General features: G+C 53.2%; 22 protein-coding genes and 1 pseudogene. 18 read left to right on the plus strand and 5 right to left on the minus strand.

The features are described 5' to 3' along the window. The first annotated feature begins 4 nt into the window (after positions 1 to 4). Genes H3L98_RS07630 through H3L98_RS07640 form a run of 3 tightly spaced genes read left to right on the plus strand, consistent with a single transcriptional unit; the run spans position 5 to position 2065 of the window. Complete coding sequence (locus H3L98_RS07630; RefSeq protein ID WP_027021489.1) at positions 5 to 400, plus strand: ClpXP protease specificity-enhancing factor; 396 nt, start codon at positions 5 to 7, stop codon at positions 398 to 400. Positions 401 to 416: 16 nt separating this feature from the next. After that, entirely contained in the window at positions 417 to 689 is a 273-nt protein-coding gene (locus H3L98_RS07635) for an ACT domain-containing protein (RefSeq protein ID WP_027021490.1), read from the plus strand. Between the two features lie 20 nt (positions 690 to 709). Next, positions 710 to 2065 carry a PFL family protein gene (locus H3L98_RS07640; protein WP_027021491.1) on the plus strand — a complete coding sequence of 452 codons (1356 nt, stop codon included), beginning with the start codon at positions 710 to 712 and terminating at the stop codon, positions 2063 to 2065. A 48-nt stretch (positions 2066 to 2113) separates the two neighbouring features. Here the strand turns inward: H3L98_RS07640 and nhaC are convergent, their stop codons facing one another. Continuing rightward, positions 2114 to 3511, minus strand: a complete 1398-nt coding sequence (nhaC, locus tag H3L98_RS07645) for a Na+/H+ antiporter NhaC (protein WP_027021492.1) — start codon at positions 3509 to 3511, stop codon at positions 2114 to 2116. Positions 3512 to 3697: 186 nt separating this feature from the next. On the opposite strand from nhaC, the gene H3L98_RS07650 reads away from it, so the two are divergent. From H3L98_RS07650 to H3L98_RS07660, 3 genes are read left to right on the plus strand one after another with little or no spacing between them, the layout of a single operon-like run. Continuing rightward, on the plus strand, positions 3698 to 3940 hold the full coding sequence (locus tag H3L98_RS07650; protein ID WP_034333041.1) for an ElaB/YgaM/YqjD family protein: 243 nt from the start codon (positions 3698 to 3700) through the stop codon (positions 3938 to 3940). Continuing rightward, the gene (locus H3L98_RS07655; RefSeq protein ID WP_051531982.1) at positions 3940 to 4386 is read left to right on the plus strand and encodes a phage holin family protein; all 447 of its coding nucleotides are present in this window, start codon (positions 3940 to 3942) and stop codon (positions 4384 to 4386) included. Before H3L98_RS07650 ends, H3L98_RS07655 begins: the two co-directional genes overlap by 1 nt. 4 nt (positions 4387 to 4390) lie before the next feature. Then, positions 4391 to 4660 carry a hypothetical protein gene (locus H3L98_RS07660; protein ID WP_027021493.1) on the plus strand — a complete coding sequence of 90 codons (270 nt, stop codon included), beginning with the start codon at positions 4391 to 4393 and terminating at the stop codon, positions 4658 to 4660. 58 nt (positions 4661 to 4718) lie between these two features. Here H3L98_RS07660 and obgE read toward each other — a convergent pair whose 3' ends face one another. After that, positions 4719 to 5846, minus strand: coding sequence for a GTPase ObgE (gene obgE / locus H3L98_RS07665; RefSeq protein WP_027021494.1), 1128 nt, complete (start codon positions 5844 to 5846; stop codon positions 4719 to 4721). 234 nt (positions 5847 to 6080) lie between these two features. Between obgE and H3L98_RS07670 the strand changes: the two genes are divergently transcribed. The 4 genes from H3L98_RS07670 to H3L98_RS07685 all read left to right on the plus strand — a co-directional run bounded on the left by H3L98_RS07670 (position 6081) and on the right by H3L98_RS07685 (position 9241). Further along, positions 6081 to 6653: a toxin-antitoxin system YwqK family antitoxin gene (locus tag H3L98_RS07670; protein ID WP_051531983.1), complete on the plus strand. Its 573-nt coding sequence runs from the start codon at positions 6081 to 6083 to the stop codon at positions 6651 to 6653. 27 nt (positions 6654 to 6680) lie between these two features. Further along, positions 6681 to 7523, plus strand: coding sequence for a class II glutamine amidotransferase (locus tag H3L98_RS07675; protein WP_027021495.1), 843 nt, complete (start codon positions 6681 to 6683; stop codon positions 7521 to 7523). Between the two features lie 136 nt (positions 7524 to 7659). After that, on the plus strand, positions 7660 to 8304 hold the full coding sequence (pxpB, locus tag H3L98_RS07680) for a 5-oxoprolinase subunit PxpB (RefSeq protein WP_027021496.1): 645 nt from the start codon (positions 7660 to 7662) through the stop codon (positions 8302 to 8304). Positions 8305 to 8314: 10 nt separating this feature from the next. Further along, positions 8315 to 9241, plus strand: coding sequence for a 5-oxoprolinase subunit C family protein (locus H3L98_RS07685; protein ID WP_027021497.1), 927 nt, complete (start codon positions 8315 to 8317; stop codon positions 9239 to 9241). A 161-nt stretch (positions 9242 to 9402) separates the two neighbouring features. Here the strand turns inward: H3L98_RS07685 and prpF are convergent, their stop codons facing one another. Both prpF and H3L98_RS07695 read right to left on the minus strand, forming a co-directional pair. Continuing rightward, positions 9403 to 10584, minus strand: a complete 1182-nt coding sequence (gene prpF, locus H3L98_RS07690; RefSeq protein WP_027021498.1) for a 2-methylaconitate cis-trans isomerase PrpF — start codon at positions 10582 to 10584, stop codon at positions 9403 to 9405. A 12-nt stretch (positions 10585 to 10596) separates the two neighbouring features. Beyond that, entirely contained in the window at positions 10597 to 11409 is an 813-nt protein-coding gene (locus tag H3L98_RS07695; RefSeq protein ID WP_027021499.1) for an outer membrane protein assembly factor BamD, read from the minus strand. A gap of 170 nt (positions 11410 to 11579) precedes the next feature. Here H3L98_RS07695 and H3L98_RS07700 point away from each other — a divergent pair, with 170 nt between their 5' ends. The 6 genes from H3L98_RS07700 (at position 11580) to H3L98_RS07725 (ending at position 18858) form a co-directional block, all read left to right on the plus strand. Then, a complete protein-coding gene (locus H3L98_RS07700) occupies positions 11580 to 12398 on the plus strand; it encodes a M15 family metallopeptidase (protein ID WP_051531984.1) in 819 nt (272 codons plus the stop codon). 70 nt (positions 12399 to 12468) lie between these two features. Next, positions 12469 to 12786 carry a Grx4 family monothiol glutaredoxin gene (grxD, locus tag H3L98_RS07705; RefSeq protein ID WP_027021500.1) on the plus strand — a complete coding sequence of 106 codons (318 nt, stop codon included), beginning with the start codon at positions 12469 to 12471 and terminating at the stop codon, positions 12784 to 12786. Beyond that, positions 12783 to 13841 carry an iron-sulfur cluster carrier protein ApbC gene (apbC, locus tag H3L98_RS07710; protein ID WP_027021501.1) on the plus strand — a complete coding sequence of 353 codons (1059 nt, stop codon included), beginning with the start codon at positions 12783 to 12785 and terminating at the stop codon, positions 13839 to 13841. The genes grxD and apbC overlap by 4 nt, the downstream gene beginning before the upstream one ends. 108 nt (positions 13842 to 13949) lie before the next feature. Continuing rightward, positions 13950 to 14801 carry a KPN_02809 family neutral zinc metallopeptidase gene (gene ypfJ, locus H3L98_RS07715; protein ID WP_027021502.1) on the plus strand — a complete coding sequence of 284 codons (852 nt, stop codon included), beginning with the start codon at positions 13950 to 13952 and terminating at the stop codon, positions 14799 to 14801. 291 nt (positions 14802 to 15092) lie between these two features. Then, positions 15093 to 17678 (plus strand): bifunctional aconitate hydratase 2/2-methylisocitrate dehydratase, encoded by a 2586-nt coding sequence (acnB, locus tag H3L98_RS07720; protein WP_027021503.1) that lies wholly within the window; start codon positions 15093 to 15095, stop codon positions 17676 to 17678. Positions 17679 to 18030: 352 nt separating this feature from the next. Then, on the plus strand, positions 18031 to 18858 hold the full coding sequence (locus H3L98_RS07725; protein ID WP_027021504.1) for a c-type cytochrome: 828 nt from the start codon (positions 18031 to 18033) through the stop codon (positions 18856 to 18858). Positions 18859 to 18920: 62 nt separating this feature from the next. Here H3L98_RS07725 and folB read toward each other — a convergent pair whose 3' ends face one another. Beyond that, positions 18921 to 19274: a dihydroneopterin aldolase gene (gene folB, locus H3L98_RS07730; protein WP_027021505.1), complete on the minus strand. Its 354-nt coding sequence runs from the start codon at positions 19272 to 19274 to the stop codon at positions 18921 to 18923. Positions 19275 to 19336: 62 nt separating this feature from the next. Between folB and plsY the strand changes: the two are divergent. Both plsY and folC read left to right on the plus strand, forming a co-directional pair. Next, positions 19337 to 19942: pseudogene (gene plsY, locus H3L98_RS07735) on the plus strand (glycerol-3-phosphate 1-O-acyltransferase PlsY); the annotation flags it as partial. Positions 19943 to 20278: 336 nt separating this feature from the next. After that, positions 20279 to 21565, plus strand: coding sequence for a bifunctional tetrahydrofolate synthase/dihydrofolate synthase (folC, locus tag H3L98_RS07740; protein WP_027021506.1), 1287 nt, complete (start codon positions 20279 to 20281; stop codon positions 21563 to 21565). The last annotated feature ends 15 nt before the right edge of the window (positions 21566 to 21580 follow it).

Here is a 21580-nt window from a genome sequence, read left to right on the forward strand (position 1 = left end):
TGATATGTCTGAAACCAAATCACTTTCTACCAAGCCTTATTTGTTACGCGCCCTGTACGAGTGGTGTTACGACAATGGCTACACGCCGCATATTGCCGTTTGGGTAAACGAACACACGCGCGTGCCGATGCAGTTTGTACAGGACAATCAGATTGTGTTGAGCATCAGCGCGGCGGCAACCAAAGATTTGCAGATTGATGCGGAATGGATTAGTTTTCATGCGCGTTTTCAGGGCGAATCGCAGGAAATTTGGATTCCCACAGGGCATGTGATGGGAATTTTCGCCAAGGAAACGGGCGAAGGCATGGGCTTTGAGGTGGAAGAATGGCAGCCGAAAGACGCTGCCGAATCTGCACCTGCCAAACCCAAGAAAAAGAAAAACTTAAAACTGGTTAAATAAACAGAAAGGAAACCCTGTGTCGCGTTCCGTAATTACCGTTATCGGCAAAGACCGTGTCGGGATTGTGTATGATGTGTCTAAAATTTTGGCGGAACACCGCTTAAATATTTTAAATATCAGCCAGCAGCTGATGGACGATTTTTTTACCATGATTATTTTGGTGGATACGGCGCAATGCCCGCAGCCGCGCCAAGCGATGTTGGATTTGTTTGCACAAAAAAGCCAAGAACTGCAATTGGATATCCGCATGCAGAATGAGGCTTTGTTTGATGCCATGCACCGTATTTAATTCCACTTTTAAGGAACAAGATGAGTTTTCAATCGGCTGAAATTTTGGAAACCGTGAAAATGGTTGCCGACCAAAATTTTGATGTGCGTACGCTTACCATCGGCATTGATTTACACGACTGCATCAGCAGCGATATTCACACCTTAAATCAGAAAATTTACGACAAAATCACCCGCACAGGGGCAAATTTGGTGCAAACGGCACACGATTTGTCGGCAAAATACGGCGTGCCGATTGTGAATCAGCGCATTTCGGTTACGCCCATCGCGCAAATCGCGGCGGCAACAGGGGCAAACAGCTATGTTTCCATCGCGCAAACGCTGGATAAGGCTGCGAAAGCCATCGGTGTGTCGTTTATCGGCGGATTTTCCACGCTGGCGCAAAAGGGTTTAACCCCATCGGGCAAGGTGTTGATTGATTCCTTGCCTGAAGCGATGGCGCAAACGGATATTGTGTGTGCTTCGGTAAACATCGGCAGCACCCGCGCAGGCATCAATATGGATGCGGTAAAACTGATGGGCGAAACCATCAAACGCACTGCCGAAGCCACGCCCGAAGGTTTCGGCTGTGCCAAAATCGTGGTGTTTTGCAATGCGGTAAACGACAATCCGTTTATGGCGGGCGCGTTTCACGGTGCGGGCGAAGGCGATGTGATGCTGAATGTGGGCGTGTCGGGACCGGGAGTGGTTCAAGCCGCCTTGGCGGGACGTAATGCGGAAGATTTAACCGAAATCGCCGAAATCGTGAAAAAAACGGCGTTTAAAATCACGCGTGTGGGCGAGTTAATCGGACACGAAGCGGCAAAACGGCTGAATATTCCGTTTAGCATTTTGGACTTGTCGCTCGCGCCAACCCCTGCGGTGGGCGACAGCGTGGCGCGGATTTTGGAAGCGATGGGCTTGAGTGTCTGCGGTACGCACGGCACCACGGCGGCGTTGGCATTGCTCAACGATGCAGTTAAAAAAGGCGGCATGATGGCAAGCAGCACGGTGGGCGGTTTAAGCGGTGCGTTTATTCCCGTTTCTGAAGACGAAGGCATGATTGCCGCTGCCGAAGCAGGCATACTCACTTTAGACAAATTGGAAGCGATGACTGCAGTTTGCTCGGTGGGTTTGGACATGATTGCCGTTCCCGGACACACGCCCGCTTCCACCATCGCAGGCATTATTGCTGACGAAGCCGCCATCGGCATGATTAACGGCAAAACCACCGCCGTGCGTATTATTCCCGTTACGGGCAAAGACGTGGGCGAAAGCGTGGAATTTGGCGGTTTGCTCGGTTACGCGCCGATTATGCCTGTGAAATCAGGTTCGTGCGAAGTATTTGTCAATCGCGGCGGACGCATTCCCGCGCCTGTTCAGGCTTTAAAAAACTAAAGTCTATTGCTCAAAAACCATGCCCGCCAAAAACGGCGGGCATGGTTTTTAGTGTTCCTTGCCTGCTTCATCGCTGCGGCTGATGGTAAACCCCGTAAAGCCGTAAGCCAGCGTTAAAATCAGACTTAAATAGCAGAAAAACGCATAAGGCACATAGTCAATCACAGGCACACCCAAAATTCCCGCCAAAAACGCACCATACACGCCCCAAGGCACCAAAGGATTGATAACCGTTCCCGCATCTTCAATGGTACGCGCCAAATTGCGCGGGTGCAGGTTTAGTTTTTGATACAAAGGTTTAAAGGTATTACCTGTCAGCAGCAGGCTTAAATATTGTTCGCCGATTAACACATTGATACCAAAGGCAGTGGCAGCAGCGGTGGCAGTAGCACGTCCCACGCCTGTCAGCAAATGGGCAATACCCGCCAACAAAGCAGGCAAAATCCCCAAACCGTGCAACAATCCCCCCAAACTCAATGCCAAAATCACAATGGTTTGCGTAAAAAACATGCTTTCCATGCCGCCGCGCGACACCAGCTTGCCTACCGCGCCCAAATCCACGCCTTCAGCGGGTTTGTAACCGCCAAAAAACCAGCCGCCCAATTGCGCCATGCTCGGATTGCTGTGAATAAAGGTAATCGCCACCGCCGTAAAAATCGTGGCGATAATGGTGTAAACGGCGTTTACCTTACGCACTGCCAACACCAGCAGCACCGCAAACGGAATCAGTGCATAAGTATGCACCAAACCGCTGTCCAGCAATTTTTGCTGCAACGCCGCCGTTTCCGCTAAATCCGCCTGTACCGTTTGTCCCGCCATCAGCCAAAACAACAACGCCGTCAGCAGCCATGCGGGAACGGTGGTGTACATCATGTTTTTGATGTGTTCAAACAAATCAATCCCCACAATGGAAGCGGCGATACCCGTGGTGTCCGACAGCGGCGACATTTTGTCGCCAAACAACGCCCCCGACACCACCGCACCCGCCACCACCGCAGGATTGGCATCAAATGCCGATGCCATGCCCATAAACGCCACCCCCGCCGTGGCACAAGTGGTGAAACCGCTGCCCAAAGACACACCAATCACCGAACACAGCACAAACGCCGACAAATAAAAAAACTGCGGCGACAACCAGTCAAAACCATAATACATCAGCGTGGGAATCGCCCCCGACATCATCAGCGCCGACACCAGCAGCCCGATAAAGAAAAACAGGTAAATCGCGCCAATGCCCGACACCACCCCTTTTGCCATCTGTTCCTGCATATCGGCAAAACTTTGGCGTTTAAACGCGCCGTAAGCCAACAACCCGCACATCACCAAAATAATCGACAAATGCGGTACCCAGCCCAAACCAATCATGGTAAAGCCCATCACCGCCACAATCGCCACCGCAATCGTTAGCGCTTCGGCAGGTTTCATTTTTAATAAAGTTTCGCTCATAAGCGTGTCTCCAATTTGCTTGTAAACGGCTTTATACTGCGTATTCCCCCAATTGACAATACAAAAATTTGCACAACCTTTGCAGAAAAAAACGCAGTCTGTCCGCAATCATGCCTTGCAAAGCCTGTTCATAACCCCATATCATTTGTTCACACACCCATCATCAACCACAACGAGAGTAAAAACATGAAACCCGATTCCCAACCCAACACCCTGCCCGTTCCCGTGCAAACACAGCAGCAGTCTGCCAAACAACAAGGCGATTGGTGCAACAAATTAAATGCTTTAAAACAAGAAGCGCAAAAGCAGTTGCAGCCGCACGCGCAACGCGCCGACCGTTTGATTAAAGAAAAACCCTATCACGCGGTAGGCATTGCCGCCTTATTCGGTTTGCTGATGGGCACATTATTCAAGAAGCGGCGCAAATAATGGGTATCCGACACGATTGGCAGCGCACTAAATGGCTGTTGGCGCAAGGCAGCGAATTACTGTGGCTGCGTTTGCGCCTGCTGCGCTGGGATTTGCGCGGACAAATGGCGCAGATGGTTAAAATTGCCATCATGGTAGCAGCAGCAGCAGTTTTGCTGATGGTAGCACTGACTGCGCTGATGATTGCCTTATATGTTTGGCTGCCTGCACAAGCCAAAGTGTGGGTATTCGGCAGCTTGGGCGTACTGACGCTGTTGGCAGGCGCGTGGCTGCTGCGGCGCGTACCTGCTTTGTGGCGACAATGCGCGGCTCAAACCACGCACACTTTAAACGCCATCGGTGGCGATTTACGTCTGCTGCAACGCCAGTTGCGCCCCGATAGCCACGATGCCGAGATTGTTGAAGCATCAGAGAAACCTGCTGTTGCACCACCACAAGGAAAATAACATTATGGACAAACGTGAAGAAATAGAAGCCCGTTGCAGCCAATTGCGCCGCCATATTGATACTTCGCCGCCACCGCAGTCTTCGGTGCGCCAACAGGCTCAAAAAGCCGCCGACACCCTGCAACGTGCCGCGCAATTGGCGCAAACCGTTGCTGCCGTGCGCCGCTCGCCCGTCAGCCGTGCCATTATCGGGGCATTGCCCGTGGGTAAGAAAAAGCGCATTGCTGCGGCGGTACTGATGACGGCTTGGCAGTTGGCAAAACGCAAAAAATAATCTACAATCAAAACGCCCCTTGTGTTGAGAACAAGGGGCGTGGTTTTTTAACGGCGATTTATTCGGCTTGCAAAACCGAAGTATCGGTTGGCACGGGCGCAACGGGTTCTGCCTGCTGTTGCGCTGCCAATTTTTTGCTTTCCGCCAAATACAGGCTGATGCTGTGTACCAAATCCTGCGTACCCTGATGCGCCAAGGCACTGATGCGGAACAGGCGCGGGGCGTTCAGGTCAAAACCGAAACGGTCGTCAGGCGGCGGAAACGCCCAGCCTGTGCGCTGTAAAAATTCGGCGGTACGCGCTTCCAATTCGTCTTCGTCCAACATATCGGTTTTGTTCAACACCAGCCAACGCGGTTTGTCTGCCAAATCCGCGCTGTATTTTTCCAATTCGCCCACAATCGCCAAGGCTTCGGCGGCAGGGTCGGTGCTTTCGTCAAACGGTGCCAAATCAACAACGTGCAGCAGCAAACCCGTGCGCGACAAATGGCGCAAAAAGCGGTGTCCCAAGCCCGCTCCTTCGGCTGCACCTTCAATCAATCCCGGAATATCCGCCATCACAAAGCTGTTGTTGTCGTCCAAGCGCACCACGCCCAAATTGGGGTGCAAGGTGGTAAACGGATAATCCGCCACTTTCGGGCGGGCGGCGGAAACGGCGCGAATCAGGGTAGATTTGCCCGCATTAGGCATACCCAACAAGCCCACATCTGCCAAGACTTTCAATTCTAACAACAGGGTACGCACTTCGCCTTCTTCACCGGGAGTGGCTTGCTTGGGGGCGCGATTGACCGATGATTTAAAATGGATATTACCCAAACCGCCGCGCCCGCCACGCGCCAAGCACACGCGCTGTCCGTGTGTGGTTAAATCGGCAACGGTTTCGCCCGTGTCGGCATCGCGTATCAGCGTACCAACAGGCATTTTTAACTCAATATCGTCTGCGCCTGCGCCGTAGCGGTCAGAACCGTGTCCTTTTTCGCCGTTTTTTGCCTGATAGCGTTTGACAAAACGGTATTCCACCAAGGTATTGACGTTTTCGTCTGCCACCGCATACACGCTGCCGCCCTTGCCGCCGTCGCCGCCGTCTGGTCCGCCGCGCGGGACAAATTTTTCACGGCGGAAGCTGACTGCACCGTTGCCGCCGCGCCCCGCCGCCACATCGATTTTGGCTTCGTCAATAAATTTCATTCACATTCCTTTTTGCCGGCACGGGCGAACGCTGCTGCGTTTTCACCGTGTTGGCAAGATTAAAAAACTGCCAAACATTATAGCGAAAACGCCACATTTTTTCGCCCTTTTCGCCCCTGCGCAGGCATTTTTGGCTTTTTTCCAGTTAATTCAAACAGTAAACTTTAAACCACGCAGCAGCTGTGTTATCATCTTGCTTTTTTTCATACCCTTATTTTCTATTTTTCCGAAATCATGTTCGCAAAAACGTTTCTGACCGCCGCTGCCATTTTGTGCTGCGGCAGCGTTTGGGCGCAAAGCACCCACCCCGACAACGGCAATATCGTCCAACACTATCCCAACGGCAGCAAAAAACTCACCGCATCGTTTAAAAACGGGCAGCCGGACGGCACTTGGACGCGCTGGCACGACAACGGCAACAAATCCGAAGAGCTGGTGTACCGCGAAGGCAAAATTGAAGGCAAAGGCACCATGTGGTACCGCAACGGCAGCAAACGCAGCGAAAAGTATTTTGAAAACAATGTGGAACACGGCACGTCGCGGGCGTGGTACCCCAACGGCGGCAAACAGCAGGAAATTGAAATGCGCCACGGCGAACCCGTCAATATCATCACTTGGAACGCCAATGGCAACCTGACCGCCGAATTTCATGTCACAGACGGCAAACGCACGGGCATGAGCATGGCATGGCACAACAACGGCAACAAACGTTCCGAGCGCGTGTATGTGGAAGGCGTGTTGGTGTCCGAGCAAAGTTGGGACGAACAGGGCAATCCCATCGGCGGTCAAAACAACGACGACGAATAAGCCCCGAATCATCAAAAGGATAGTGTTATGTGCCAACTGCTGGGAATGAACTGCAATACCCCTACTGATATCGTGTTTTCGTTTGAAGGCTTTAGCAAACGCGGCGGACTGACCGACCACCACACGGACGGCTTCGGCATCGGTTTTTTTGAAGGACGCGGCTTGCGCCTGTTTCTCGACAACCGCCCCAGCGCCCATTCGCCCGTTGCCGAGCTGATACGCCAATACCAAATCAAATCCGAAAACGTGATTGCCCACATCCGCAAAGCCACGCAAGGGCAAGTGTTATTGGAAAACACCCACCCTTTCCGTCGCGAATTGTGGGGACGCTACTGGCTGTTCGCCCACAACGGACATTTAAACGGTTTTGTTCCACCACAGGGCGAGTATTTTACCCCCGTGGGCAATACCGATTCGGAACGAGCGTTTTGCTATATTTTGGAACAACTGCGCCAACGTTTTACCGAGCAGCCCGAACGCGATGTTTTGTTTGCTGCTGTGCGCGATTTGGTTGGCGAAATCCGCGCCCACGGTTTGTTTAATATGATGTTGTCTAACGGCGAAATGCTGTTTGCCCACACCAGCACGCTGTTGTTTTATATTGTGCGCCAAGCGCCGTTTGGCAAGGCGAATTTATCGGATGCGGAAGTGTCGATTGACTTTACCGAAGTGACCACGCCCAAAGACCGTGTGGCGGTGATTGCCACGCTGCCGCTTACCGACAACGAAACGTGGACTCAGTTGGCACAAAATGAATTGGTGTTGTTTCAACAGGGCGAAATCGTCTGCCGCGACAGACCCGACTTGCCTGTGTATTTAAGCAAAGAAGAAGGTTTGCGGATTGCCCGCAGTGTGGGTGCGGCACTTTAATTGGTAACAAAAAAACGCAACAAGGCGAACAACAGCGGTGTCCGCCTTTTATTGCTCTGCCGATTGGGGAATTGACAAAAACCCCCTAACATTTTATAAACGCAGCTTACAAAAACACACAAACCTTAACAAAACCATGCTCACAATCACCCCCGTCAGCGAAAACGCCCTATTGTGCTGCCACGATGATGTGGCGGATTTGTCTGCCCAACGCAAATGGTGGGCATTTGCCGATGCCGCTGCCCGTTTGTCTGATGTTGCCGAAAGCATTGTCGGCATGAATAATGTTACCGTATTCGCCCACCCCGATGCGGATTTACACGCGCTCGCCGATGTGTTGCGCGAACAGTGGTCTCACACCGCAGCAACCGATTTTCAAGGCAAACACATTGAGATTCCCGTGCATTACGGCGGCGAATACGGGGAAGATTTGGCGGCGGTGGCAACCTATCACGGCATCACACCCGCCGAAGTGGTGGCACGCCACACCCAACCCGTTTACACGGTGTTTATGATGGGTTTTCAACCGGGGTTTCCCTATTTGGGCGGCTTGCCCGAACACCTGCACACCCCACGCCGTGATGTGCCGCGCACACAGGTAGCAGCGGGTTCGGTGGGCATCGGTGGCAGCCAAACGGGGATTTATCCCTTTGCCTCACCGGGGGGGTGGCAGATTATCGGGCGCACCGAACTGCCGCTGTTTCGTGCCGATGCCGAACCGCCTGCCCTGCTGGCAGCGGGCGACACCGTGTCGTTTACCCTTGCTTCCCTGACCCTCTGATTTTCCCGCCATGATTACCGTTCTCGACACCCCCGCCTTTTCCACCCTGCAAGACCTCGGACGACACGGACTGCGCCGCCACGGTATCGGTCATGCGGGCGCAATGGATACGCTTGCCCTACGCGCAGGCAATATTTTACTCGGCAACCCCGAATCCGCCGCCGCCATTGAAACTGCACTGGGCGGACTAACCCTGCGTTTTGAGTGCGACAGCAGCTTTTGCATCACGGGCGCACTCTATCAAGCCGAATTAGACGGCGCAGCCGTGCATTCCTATTGGCGTTATCCCGTGCGTAAAGGGCAAACCCTGCGCCTGATTCGCGCCGTGCAAGGCATGTATGGTTATGTGTGCATACGTGGCGGATTCGCCGTAGAAGAAGTGTTGGGCTCGCGCAGCACCGATGCCAAAGCACAGTTTGGCGGATGGCACGGTCGCGCCTTGCAAGCGGGCGACATTCTGCCCCTAGGCAGCAGCCAACCCACCCCGCAATCGCGCATCGGCATCGCCCCCATCGGGTTTACCCACCGCATTCATGCCGTGATTTCGTCTGAATACAGCCACTTTACCCGCAAAGCCCATTACCGCTTTTGGCAAAACGCATGGACGCTGCAAAGCAACAGCAACCGCATGGGCTACCGTTTCGGCGGCGGCGTGCTGGAACGCGCCCAGCACGAAGAAATGCCGTCCCACGCCGTACAATTCGGCACGGTACAAGTTCCCCCCAACGGACAACCCATCGTGCTGATGGCAGACACCCAAACCACAGGCGGCTATCCCAAAATCGCCTGCATCGCCCAAGCCGATTTGGGAAGGCTGGCACAAGTGCGCTTTGGCAGCCGCATTTATTTTCAAATCGCCACCGCCGAAGAAGCTGCCAAACTGCGCCGCCGCAACGAAGCCTATCTCAACCAAATCCGCATGATTGCCAATCAGTGATAAAAAATTCCCCCGAACCATCTGATTCGGGGGAATTTTTTATCTCAACACCTTAATCTTATAGTTGATGAAAATAAAAACGAGATAAGACGACAACGCCCGCCGTGTACGCGCAGTACATCAGGGCATTGGCAACGCCTTATCGTTGCAATTTTAATCAACTATACTTCCTGCAAACAATCTTCAGGCACACGCACCCAACCTTCCATAATCACCCGTGCGCTGCGGCTCATCACCGCTTTTGCCGCCCGCCATCTGCCGTCTGCGCCCTGCTGCGCCGCCGCGCCCACGCGCAGCGTTCCCGAAGGATGACCGAAACGCACCGATTCGCGCGTACCGCCGCCCGCCGCCGCATGCACCAGTGTTCCCGACACCGCCGCCGCCGTGGCAATCGCCACCGAAGCCGTCCCCATCATGGCATGATGCAGCTTGCCCATGCTCATTGCCCGCACCAGCAAATCCACGTCTGCCGCCGCCACCGTTTTGCCCGCAGACGACACATAATCCTGCGGCGGGGCTACCCAAGCAATTTTGGGCGTATGGGCGCGGTTTGCCGCTTCCGACACATCGTTAATCAAACCCATTTTCAACGCCCCATAAGCGCGGATGGTTTCCAATTTTGCCAATTCCGCAGGATGAGCATTGATGTCGTCCTGCAACTCCGTACCGCTGTAGCCCAAATCCGCCGCATTCACAAAAATCGTGGGAATCCCCGAATTAATCAGCGTGGCGCGTAAACGTCCCCATTCGGGAATGTCCAATTCGTCCACCACATTGCCTGTGGGAAACATATCACCTTCGCCGTCTGCGGGGTCAAGAAAGGCAATTTCCACTTCGGCAGCGGGAAAGGTAACACCGTCCAATTCAAAATCACCGCATTCCTGTACTTCGCCGTCTGTGATGGGGATTTTAGCGACAATGGTTTTACCGATATTCGCCTGCCAAATCCGCACCGTACAAACGCCGTTATCGGGAATTTTTGCTTTATCCACCAAGCCTTGCGAAATGGCAAACGCACCCACCGCAGCGGTTAAATTGCCGCAGTTGCCGCTCCAATCCACAAACGGTTTATCCACAGACACTTGCCCAAACAGATAATCCACATCGTGGTCAGGTTTGGACGATTTATCCAAAATCACCGCCTTGCTGGTAGAAGAACTGGCGTTGCCCAAGCCGTCAATCTGCTTGCCGTAGGGGTCGGGACTGCCCAGCACGCGCAACAGGATTTGGTCGCGTACCTTGCCTGCACTTTGCGCCGCTGCGGGCAAATCGCCCAGCTTAAAAAATACGCCTTTGGATGTGCCGCCACGGTAATACACGGCGGGGATTTTGATTTGTTTCATGATGTTATCCTTCTATTTCCAATAACGCCACCACGGCATATCGTCTGCCACCCACCCTTTTTGCAGGTAGGCGCTTTGCGGGAAACTTTTTTCCAAGACGCGGCGGCTGTCGTCTGCCAATTGCGGTTTGTTCATTTTGTTGTAGGTAAAAATCATAATCGCCAAGGCTTCTTCGGGATAAGAAGTGTTTTGGTATTGTTTGAGAATGCTTTGGGCGCGGTTGTTGGCAGCCAGATACGCGCCGCGTTTGGCGTAATAACGGGCAATGGCGATTTCGTGTCCGCCCAAGGCTTCTACCAGCCGTTTCATGCGTTTGCGGGCATCGTTAGCGTATTTGCTGTTGGGAAAGCGTTTCACCAGCGTTTCAAAAGTTTGAAAGGCTTTGCGGTTGGCTTCGGGGTCGCGGTCAGACCAATCTTGTGCGGAAAGTTTGTTTAAAAAAGAGGTATCTTCGGCAAATTGCACCAAACCGCGCAAATACAAGGCGTAATCCATATTGGCACTGGCGGGAAAGTGTCGTTCAAATCGCGCCAAAGCTGCCAAGGCTTTTACAGGTTCTTCGTTTTTGTAATGGGCGTAGGCTTCTTCCATCAGTGCCTGTTCCACATAACGTCCTTCGGGCTGGCGCGAACGCAGCACTTCAAACAGGGAAACGGCGCGGCTGTAATTGCCTGCGTCCAATTCTTTGCGGGCTTCGGAATAGACGCTGTCTGCCGTCCAGTCTTGGGTTAAACGGGCATCTTTGTCAATTTTACTTTGGCTGGTGCCGGCGCAGGCGCTCAACAGCAACGAACCGAACACCAGCACCGCTAAATGTTTTTTCATCAGGATTCCTTTTTCCTTTTATTGATTGTGGCTTGATACTTGATATAAGAAAGGCTATTTTGCCATTTTTCGCCGAATTTGGGAATCATACGCGATACGCGACGGCGGCAGACGGTTATAATCGCGCTTTTGGCTAACAGGTGGTTGGTGTGCGTAGGATAAACGGGCGAATGCGCCGCCGTGTGACGGTGGCAGTAATGGTGTTAATGGTTTTGCTGATTGCGCTAGGCATTGGGCTGTGGTTGCGAAGTGGGTTTGAAAACAGCCGCGATGCCGTTCCGCCCGCTGCGCCGTCTGTTCCTGCGCCGCCACCAGCACCCAAACCGCGCCCCGCCGAAGCACCGATACCCGCCGAAATTTTAGACGGGCGCATTCTGCCTTCACAAAGCACCCATTTGGTACGCCTGCCCGATGCCCTTGCCAACAAAGCCACTTTCGTCCACCGCGATGCCTTGGAAGATTTAAGCGCACTGATGGCAGCGGCGCAGCGCGACAACATTCCCCTCAAAGTGGTATCGGGTTTCCGTTCGTATTGGCATCAAAAAAATATTTGGGACAAGAAATGGCAACAATACGCCCGTGAAATCCCTGACGAAACGGCACGAGTAGAAAAATTGACGCAATTTTCTGCCGTACCGGGGTTTAGCCGTCACCATTGGGGTACAGACGTGGATTTTAACAGCGTGGAAACCGCCTATTGGCACAGCCCCGAAGGGCAGAAAGTTTGGCAATGGCTGCGGCAAAACGCCCACCGTTACAGCTTTTGCCAAGTGTATGACGGACGCGCCCAAGGACAGCGCAGCGGCGGACACGAAGACGAAGCGTGGCATTGGTCGCACCTGCCTTCTGCCGAAGCGCTGCATCGCCAACGCTCGGCACGTTTACACGAGGCTTTGTATCCCGATTTGGCAGGACACGCCGTTTTGCAGCAAAAGCCCGAATTATTGCGCCCTTTTGTGGATTCGCTTGCGCCTGAATGCGTGAATTAACTAAACACCCCACGCCGATTATCGTTATAATCGCCCACTTTTCACACACAACTTTTTAAGGAATTTTCAAATGGACGTTCAAGAACACATCCGCCAACTCGTTAGCGAAAACCGCGTGGTTTTGTTTATGAAAGGCAGCAAACAGTTTCCGCAATGCGGTTTTTCTGCCCGTGCCGTACAAATTTTGCAAGCCGCAGGCTGTCAGGATTTTGTTACCGTAAACGTATTGGAAGACGATGCCATCCGCCAAGGCATTAAAGTATTTTCCGATTGGCCCACCATTCCGCAGCTGTATGTTAATGGCGAATTTCAAGGCGGCAGCGACATCATGACCGAAATGTTTGAAGCAGGCGAACTGCAAGCCCTGTTGGGCAGCAACGCGGCATGAGCCACCCCGCCGCATTAGACGCGGTTGCCATTGGCGACAGCGGGCGCACGCTGGGCAGTGAAAAAGCCGTTGCCGCTTACAAACAGCACGGCAATCATTGCCGCGTGGTGCTGCATTTCGGTTTTCCCGTTGCCCATCTTGCCGATGTGCTGACCGCACAGGTACGCGCCGCTTTGGGGCAGGATAACGCCGAAGTACAGCTGGAAACGCAGATTGTCAGCCATCAGGTGCAAGCCAATCTTGCCACGGTAAAAGGCGTAAAAAACATTATTGCTGTGGCTTCGGGCAAAGGCGGCGTGGGCAAATCCACCACCACCGCCAACCTCGCCCAAGCCCTGCACGATATGGGCGCGAAAGTGGGCGTGTTGGATGCCGATTTATACGGTCCCAGCCAGCCCACCATGTTGGGCGTGACGCAACAGCAGCCGCAGCAGCAAAACCAACGCTTTATCCCCGTGCGTAACGCGCAAGGCATACAAGTGATGTCCATCGGTTTTTTGATTGACCCCAATCAAGCCGTGGTGTGGCGCGGACCAATGGTGTCGCAAGCCCTGCAACAACTGCTGTTCCAGAGCGAATGGGACGATGTGGATTACCTGCTGGTGGACTTGCCCCCCGGTACGGGTGACATTCAATTAACCTTGTCGCAAAAAATCCCCGTCACGGGCGCGGTAGTCGTGACCACGCCGCAGGATATTGCCTTGCTGGATGCCCGCAAAGCCGTGGATATGTTTGAAAAAGTGCATATTCCCGTATTGGGCGTGCTGGAAAATATGTCGGTGCATATCTGTTCGCAATGCGGTTGCCGCGAAGCCCTATTTGGCAGTGATGGCGGCAAGCATTTGGCGGAAACATTGGGCGTGCCGCTATTGGGGCAACTGCCGCTTAGTTTACCGCTGCGCGAAGCCATGGACACGGGTGCGAGTGCCACACTACACCGGCAACGCCCCGAAATCGCCGCGTTGTACCGCCGCGCTGCGTTTGATGTGGCTGCCGCCGTATCCGACAAACGCCGCGACTTCAGCAGCCGTTTTCCCAAAATCGTGGTGGAATAACACCGTTTCACATCGTGGCGAATGCCTGTTTTTCAGTTTCCAAACTTGAACAAACAGCGCATTCGCCTTATTCTTGTTATTTGACAAATCAAAATAAAGGAACAGATTATGCGTTGGCAGGATAGAGAAGGCAGTCAGAATGTAGAAGACCATCGCGGGCGCAGCGGCGGCGGGGGCGGTGGCGGACGCGGCGGCATGGGCATTATCGGTTTGATTGTGATGCTGGTGGGCGCGTATTACGGTGTGGATTTAAGCGGGCTGGTGGGTGGTGGTGCGCCCATGTCTATTCAAGAACAAAGCGCACCGAGAAAATACTCACAACAAGAAGAGGAATTGGCGAAATTCAGTTCGGTGGTGTTGCGCGAAACTGAAAAAGTGTGGAGCGACTATTTCCGCCGCCACGGGGCGCACTACCAAATGCCCACCATGCGCCTGTATTCGGGCGCAACCCGTACCGCCTGTGGCGCGGGACACGCTTCAGCAGGTCCGTTTTACTGCCCCGCCGACCAAAAACTGTATATTGACCTGTCGTTTTACAACACCATGAAAAACGAATTGGGCGCGGAAGGCGATGCGGCGTTTGCCTATGTGTTGGCGCACGAAGTGGGACACCATGTTCAAACGGTACTTGGCACGATTAGTGAAGTACACAAAGCACAACAGGTTGTCAGCAAACGTGAAGCCAATGCTTTGTCGGTTAAACTGGAATTGCAGGCGGATTGTTATGCGGGCATTTGGGCGCATTACGCCGAAAAAGACGGTTTGTTTGAAGCGGGCGACTTGGAAGAAGCGTTTAACGCTGCCGAAGCGGTGGGCGACGACCGTTTGCAGCACCGCGCCCAAGGCTATACCGTACCGCACACTTACACCCACGGCACGTCTGCCCAGCGCAAAGCGTGGTTTCAACGTGGGTTGAACAGCGGCGATATTGAGCAGTGCAATACCTTTGCCCGTTCTTAAACGGACACTTTCCGCAACCGATGCCCTTGGGTATCGGTTTTTGTTTTTTTTTAAAATGTAATCCGCCGTTGCCCGTTTGCCTGCCGAAAAAACCAATTCCGTCAAACCCCGCCGCCACCATTTTCCCGCCGCTTATTCCGCATTTTGTAAAATTAGGTTATGATTGGGCTTAACCGTCGGCACACAGCCGATTTCGGTTGCAGTGAGTGCTTGATTTCCCTTATGGGGCATAAATCACATAACTGCCTTTCCCCAAAAAGAAAAACACTTTGTCAAACAAGGAACCGGAAAATGTTAGAAGCGTACCGCAAAGCCGCCGCCGAGCGCGAAGCCCTCGGTATTCCCGCCCTGCCGCTTACCGCGCAGCAAACTGCCGAACTGGTGGAACTGCTGAAAAACCCGCCCGCAGGCGAAGGCGAATTTTTAGTTGATTTACTGGCCAACCGCATCCCCCCCGGTGTGGACGATGCTTCCAAAGTGAAAGCCTCATTTTTGGCAGCCGTTGCCGAAGGTTCGGTGCAAAGCCCCTTGGTATCGCCCGAATTTGCCGCCAAACTGCTGGGTACCATGCTCGGCGGTTACAACATCCATCCGCTGATTGAACTGCTGGACAACGAACAGCTTGCCCCCGTTGCCGCCGAAGGTCTGAAACACACCCTGCTGATGTTTGACGCTTTCCACGACGTGCAGGAAAAAGCCGAAAAAGGCAACGCCCACGCCCAAGCCGTGTTGCAATCATGGGCGGATGCCGAATGGTTTACCAGCCGCGAAAAAGTGCCCGAAAAAATCACCGTTACCGTGTTTAAAGTGGACGGCGAAACCAATACCGATGATTTGTCGCCCGCGCCCGATGCGTGGTCGCGCCCCGACATTCCCCTGCACGCGCTGGCGATGCTGAAAAACCCGCGTGACGGCATTGTGCCTGATAAAGCAGGCGAAATCGGTCCGATTAAGCTGTTGGAAGAACTGAAAGCCAAAGGTCACCCCGTGGCTTATGTGGGCGACGTAGTCGGTACGGGTTCTTCGCGCAAATCTGCAACCAATTCCGTGATTTGGCATACGGGTTTGGACATTCCCTATGTGCCGAACAAACGCTACGGCGGCGTGTGCTTGGGCGGAAAAATCGCCCCGATTTTCTTCAACACCCAAGAAGATTCAGGCGCATTGCCGATTGAAGTGGATGTTTCCGCGCTGAAAATGGGCGACGTGGTGGATATTTTGCCCTATGAAGGCAAAATCGTGAAAAACGGCGAAACCGTTGCCGAATTTGAATTGAAATCGCAAGTGTTGCTGGACGAAGTTCAGGCAGGCGGTCGTATTAACCTGATTATCGGTCGCGGCTTAACCGCCAAAGCGCGTGAAGCCTTGGGCTTGCCTGCTTCTGAAGTATTCCGTTTGCCGCAAGCCCCCGCCGAAAGCAAAGCAGGCTTTACGCTGGCACAAAAAATGGTGGGTCGCGCCTGCGGTCTGCCTGAAGGTCAAGGCGTGCGCCCCGGCACTTACTGCGAACCGCGCATGACCACAGTCGGCTCGCAAGACACCACCGGTCCGATGACCCGCGACGAGTTGAAAGACTTGGCGTGCTTGGGCTTTTCTGCCGATTTGGTGATGCAGTCCTTCTGCCACACCGCCGCTTATCCCAAGCCTGTGGACGTCAAAACCCACAAAGAACTGCCCGAATTTATCGCTACACGCGGCGGCGTGTCGCTGCGCCCTGGTGACGGCGTGATTCACTCGTGGCTGAACCGTCTGTTGTTGCCCGATACCGTCGGCACAGGCGGCGACTCGCACACCCGTTTCCCCTTGGGTATTTCCTTCCCCGCAGGTTCAGGCTTGGTGGCGTTTGCCGCTGCCACAGGCGTGATGCCCTTGGATATGCCCGAATCCGTGCTGGTGCGCTTTTCAGGCAGCCTGCAACCAGGTGTAACCCTGCGCGACTTGGTGAACGCCATTCCCCTGTACGCCATCAAACAAGGCTTGCTGACCGTTGCCAAAGCAGGTAAGAAAAACATCTTCTCGGGTCGCATTTTGGAAATTGAAGGCTTGCCCGATTTGAAAGTGGAACAAGCATTTGAGCTGTCTGATGCTTCTGCCGAACGTTCTGCCGCAGGCTGTACCGTTAAGCTGAACCAAGAGCCGATTATTGAATACATGAAGTCCAATATCGTGTTGATGAAAAACATGATTGCCGACAATTACGCCGATGCCCGCACGCTGGAACGCCGCATCAAAGCCATGGAAGCATGGCTGGCGAATCCGCAACTGCTGGAAGCCGATGCCGATGCCGAGTACGCCGCCGTGATTGAAATCAATATGGACGACATCAAAGAACCGATTATCGCATGCCCCAACGACCCCGACGACGTATGCTTTATGTCCGAGCGTTCCGGCACCGTGATTGACGAAGTATTTATCGGTTCGTGCATGACCAATATCGGACACTTCCGCGCCGCATCCAAGCTGCTGGAAGGCAAAACCGACACCCCTGTGCGCCTGTGGATTGCGCCCCCCACCAAAATGGACGCCAAACAGCTTTCCGATGAAGGACACTACGGCGTGTTGGGACGTGCGGGTGCGCGTATGGAAATGCCGGGTTGTTCGTTGTGTATGGGTAACCAAGCCCAAGTACGCGAAGGCGCAACCGTGATGTCCACTTCCACCCGCAACTTCCCCAACCGCTTGGGTAAAAACACCAATGTGTTCTTGGGTTCGGCGGAATTAGCGGCGATTTGCTCCAAACTGGGCAAAATCCCCACCGTGGAAGAATACCAAGCCAATATCGGCATCATCAACGAGCAAGGCGAACAAATTTACCGCTACATGAACTTTAACGAAATTGACAGCTACAACGAAGTGGCTGAAAAAGTAAACGTATAAGTGTTTAACGTGTAAATCAAAACAGGCTGCCTGAAAAACCGAAGTTTGGGTTTTCAGGCAGCCTGTTTAACTGCTTATTATTTTTCTTTCCTACGTATTTTTACACGTTTCTCGCCAAACGGTTTCTCCCGCCATTTTTGCTCCATGCCTTCTTTCTTTTCACATTGCAAAACACAAAATAACAGGGTTGTTCAACCCTGTTGCCCATTTCCCCATTCCGCACATTTTTTGATGCAAACCAAATTTTACAATTGGAAAGCCTCGCCAATTTCAGTATAATTCTGCAAGTTCGTGTTAATCCACGCAACACAAAACACAAACCACCCCATACCAAACGGCAAGGACGTTCCAAATGACTTCTTCCCAACACAAACAACGGGGTTCTGCCCTGTTTACCGCCGTCAGCGGCTTGGTAATTTTAGTTTCCGTATTGTTTTTACTGGTTAAATTAGCCACTGGCGGTTACTTTGTTTCCGATATTGCCAAAATGGGCAAAGAGGCTACTCAAACCCGCATTATGCCCAGCGGACAGATTACCATGGGCGATGGTACGCCCCCCGGTCAGCGCACCGGCAAGCAGGTTTTTGACAAAGTGTGTATTCAGTGCCACGGCGCAGACAAAACCGTTGCTTTCTCTCCCAAACTGGGTAATAACGGCGAATGGGCACCGCGCATTGCCAAAGGTTTTACCACTTTGGTCAGCAATGCAGTAAACGGTTTTAAAGGTCAGGGCGATATGCCAGCCAAAGGCGGCGACACCAGCTTGACCGATGATGAAGTGGCGCGTGCCGTTGCCTATATGGCGAACCAAAGCGGCGCGAACTTTACCGAACCGCCTGTTAAAGCAGAAGGCGCAGCGGCTTCCGATGCTACCTCTGAATCTGATACCGCAGCCCCACAAACCGATATGGCTGCTGCGCAGGATATTTTCCAAATTTCCTGTTCTGCCTGCCACGGTGCGACTTCCGCTATTCCTTTCGCCCCCAAGCTGGGTAATAAAAGCGATTGGCTGCCCCGCATCAAACAGGGCAAAGAAGTTTTGTTCAAACACGCTATTGAAGGCTTTACCAACCCCAAAGGCGGTGTAATGCCCCCCAAAGGCGGTGCAGCCCAATTAACTGACGAACAAGTTAAAGCCGTGGTCACTTACATGGCTCAAGAAGCTGGCGAAAAACTTTAAACTCATCATCAAAAACCAAAAACAGCGCATTTTTCCCATGCGCTGTTTTTTATTTGCCACATTTAAACGCGGTTGCGTTCAATTTCCACCCCTACTTCGCGCACAGCTGGCAAAATACCGGGCTTAATAATACGGATACGCAGCCACTGCACAGGTTCAAACGCCGCAAACAAAAATTGCGCCGTGTGTTCCGCCAAACTTTCCAGCAGTAGGAAATCACGCGCCGCCAAATCCTGCCGCAAACGCTCGCACACCAGCCCGTAATGCACGGTTCGTGCAATATCGTCATGCTGTACCGAACGCGCCGATACGCCAATATCCAAATCAAAAACAAGTTCTTGCTTGTGCTGGCGTTCCCAATCGTACACACCGATTAAGGTGCTGACACGCATACCGTGCAGGAAAATTTTGTCCATCGCGTTAAGTTCCGTTAAAATAGCAGTCTGCTATTGTAAACCAAAACTTTGGAGTGAATGTTATGAGTTTTTTGTTGATTCCCTTGGTGGCTGCGGCGGCGTATGCCTTGGGTTCGCTATCCAGCGCCATTATCGTATCGCGCTGGTTTGGCATGGACGACCCGCGCACCTACGGCTCAGGCAATCCCGGCGCCAGCAATATGTTGCGCAGCGGACGCAAAGATGCCGCTGCCTACACTTTGGCGGGCGATGCGCTCAAGGGCTTGCTGGCAGTATGGATTGCCTATGCTTTCCGCGCCATGTTTGACAGCGTGGGCGACGGCATTGTGGCAGTGGCGGCGATTGCCGTGGTTTTAGGGCATATGTACCCGATGTTCTTTGAATTTAAAGGCGGAAAAGGCGTTGCCACTGCGCTGGGCGTGATTTTGGGCATGTCGTTTTGGACAACTTTATTTGCGTTGGCGATTTGGCTGGTGATTGCGTTTAAATACAAAAAATCATCGCTGGCAGCACTGGTGGCGGCAGCGTGTGCGCCGTTCCTGTTCTTTATTATTGAACCGCACCACCCGAAAATGGGTTGGGCGCTGATGCTGATTGCTGCGTTGGTACTGTACCGCCACAAAGACAATATCAAGCGTTTGCGTGAAGGCAAAGAACTGCTGATTGGCGAAACCGCCAAGCCTTTGGCTGAAAACGGACAGAACGAACAAACTGCTGCCGAAAATACCGAAGTTGCGGCTAAAGCAGATGAAACCGTTGCGGAAACACCCGCTGAAACGGCTGCTACAACGGCTGTTACTGAAAACGCTGATGCTGCAGCACAAAACGCCGAAGCTGCTGTAAAAGCGGCAAACACCGACAACAAACCTGCCGAAAAACAATCTTAAACACGTTTTAAGCAGTAAAACAAACACAGGCTGTCTGATGCAATTTTACCGTTTCAGGCAGCCTGAAACCGTTATAAATCAATCATTACATTACGCCCAACGAAAGGAATCCGCATCATGACCCGCCCGAATACTTTGGAACAATGGCTTGCCCATCTGGAAACCGCTCACAGCAAAGGTTTGATTGATATGGGCTTGGAACGCATCGCGCAAGTGCGTGATGCCATGCACTTGCACCCGCATTGCCCCGTAATTGCGGTGGCAGGCACCAACGGCAAAGGTTCGGTGTGTGCGTTTTTGTCCAAAATCTACCGCGAAGCGGGTTACAAAACGGGCACGCTTACCAGCCCGCACCTGCTGCGTTTTAACGAGCGCATCGCGGTAAACTGCCGTCCCGTGTCCGACAGCACCATTGTGGCGGCGTTTGAACGCATTGAAGCGGCGCGGGGCGATGTATCGCTTACCTATTTTGAATTCAATACCTTGGCAGCGGTGGATATTTTTATCCGCGAACAGGTTGATGTGATGATTTTGGAAGTGGGTTTGGGCGGACGCTTGGACGCGGTAAATGTGTTTGATGCCGATTGCGCGGTGGTCACGGCGGTGGATTTGGACCATCAGGCGTATTTGGGCGACAATATTGAAGACATCGCTTTTGAAAAAGCAGGCATTTTCCGCACAGGCAAACCCGCCGTATGCGGACACACGCCGCCGCCCGCCCGTTTGAAAGCCCATGCCCGCGACATTGGCGCACAACTGATTTTAGCCAAACAGGATTTTGACCACAGCGTGTTGGACAGCCTGCAATGGTCGTTCCGTTTTGCGCCTGCGGGAACAGGATTGGCACCGCGCAAACGCCATGCCTTGCCCACGCCCGCGCTGCGCGGCAGCTGCCAAATCCGCAACGCCGCTTGTGCTTTGGCAGCGGTAGAATGTTTAAACGAGCGTTTGCCCGTGGACATCGGCGCCATCAAGCGCGGTTTGCTGACGGCGGAAAATCCAGGGCGTTTTCAGGTATTACCAGGGCGACCGCTGGTGGTGTTGGATGTGGCACACAATCCGCACGCGGCACGCGCCCTGCGCCAAAATCTGATTGCCCTGCCCTACGCTGCCCGCCGCATCGCGGTATTTGCCATGCTTGCCGATAAAGACATTGATACGGTGTTGGATATTTTGAAAGACCAGTTTGACGAGTGGTATATCGCCCCGCTCAACGTCCCCCGTGCCATCGGTTTGCCCGAATTGGTCGCCAAAATGAACGCGCAGGGCATAATTTGCCACACCAGCTTCCCCGATATTGCCACTGCCTGCCGTGCCGCCTTATCAGGCGCGGCGGAAAATGATAGAATCGTTGTATTCGGCTCGTTCCACACCGTTGCGGAAGCCGCCGCCGTGTGTCATTAGCCCGCCACCGATTCA

Source organism: Conchiformibius steedae (assembly GCF_014054725.1).
Taxonomy (GTDB): domain Bacteria; phylum Pseudomonadota; class Gammaproteobacteria; order Burkholderiales; family Neisseriaceae; genus Conchiformibius; species Conchiformibius steedae.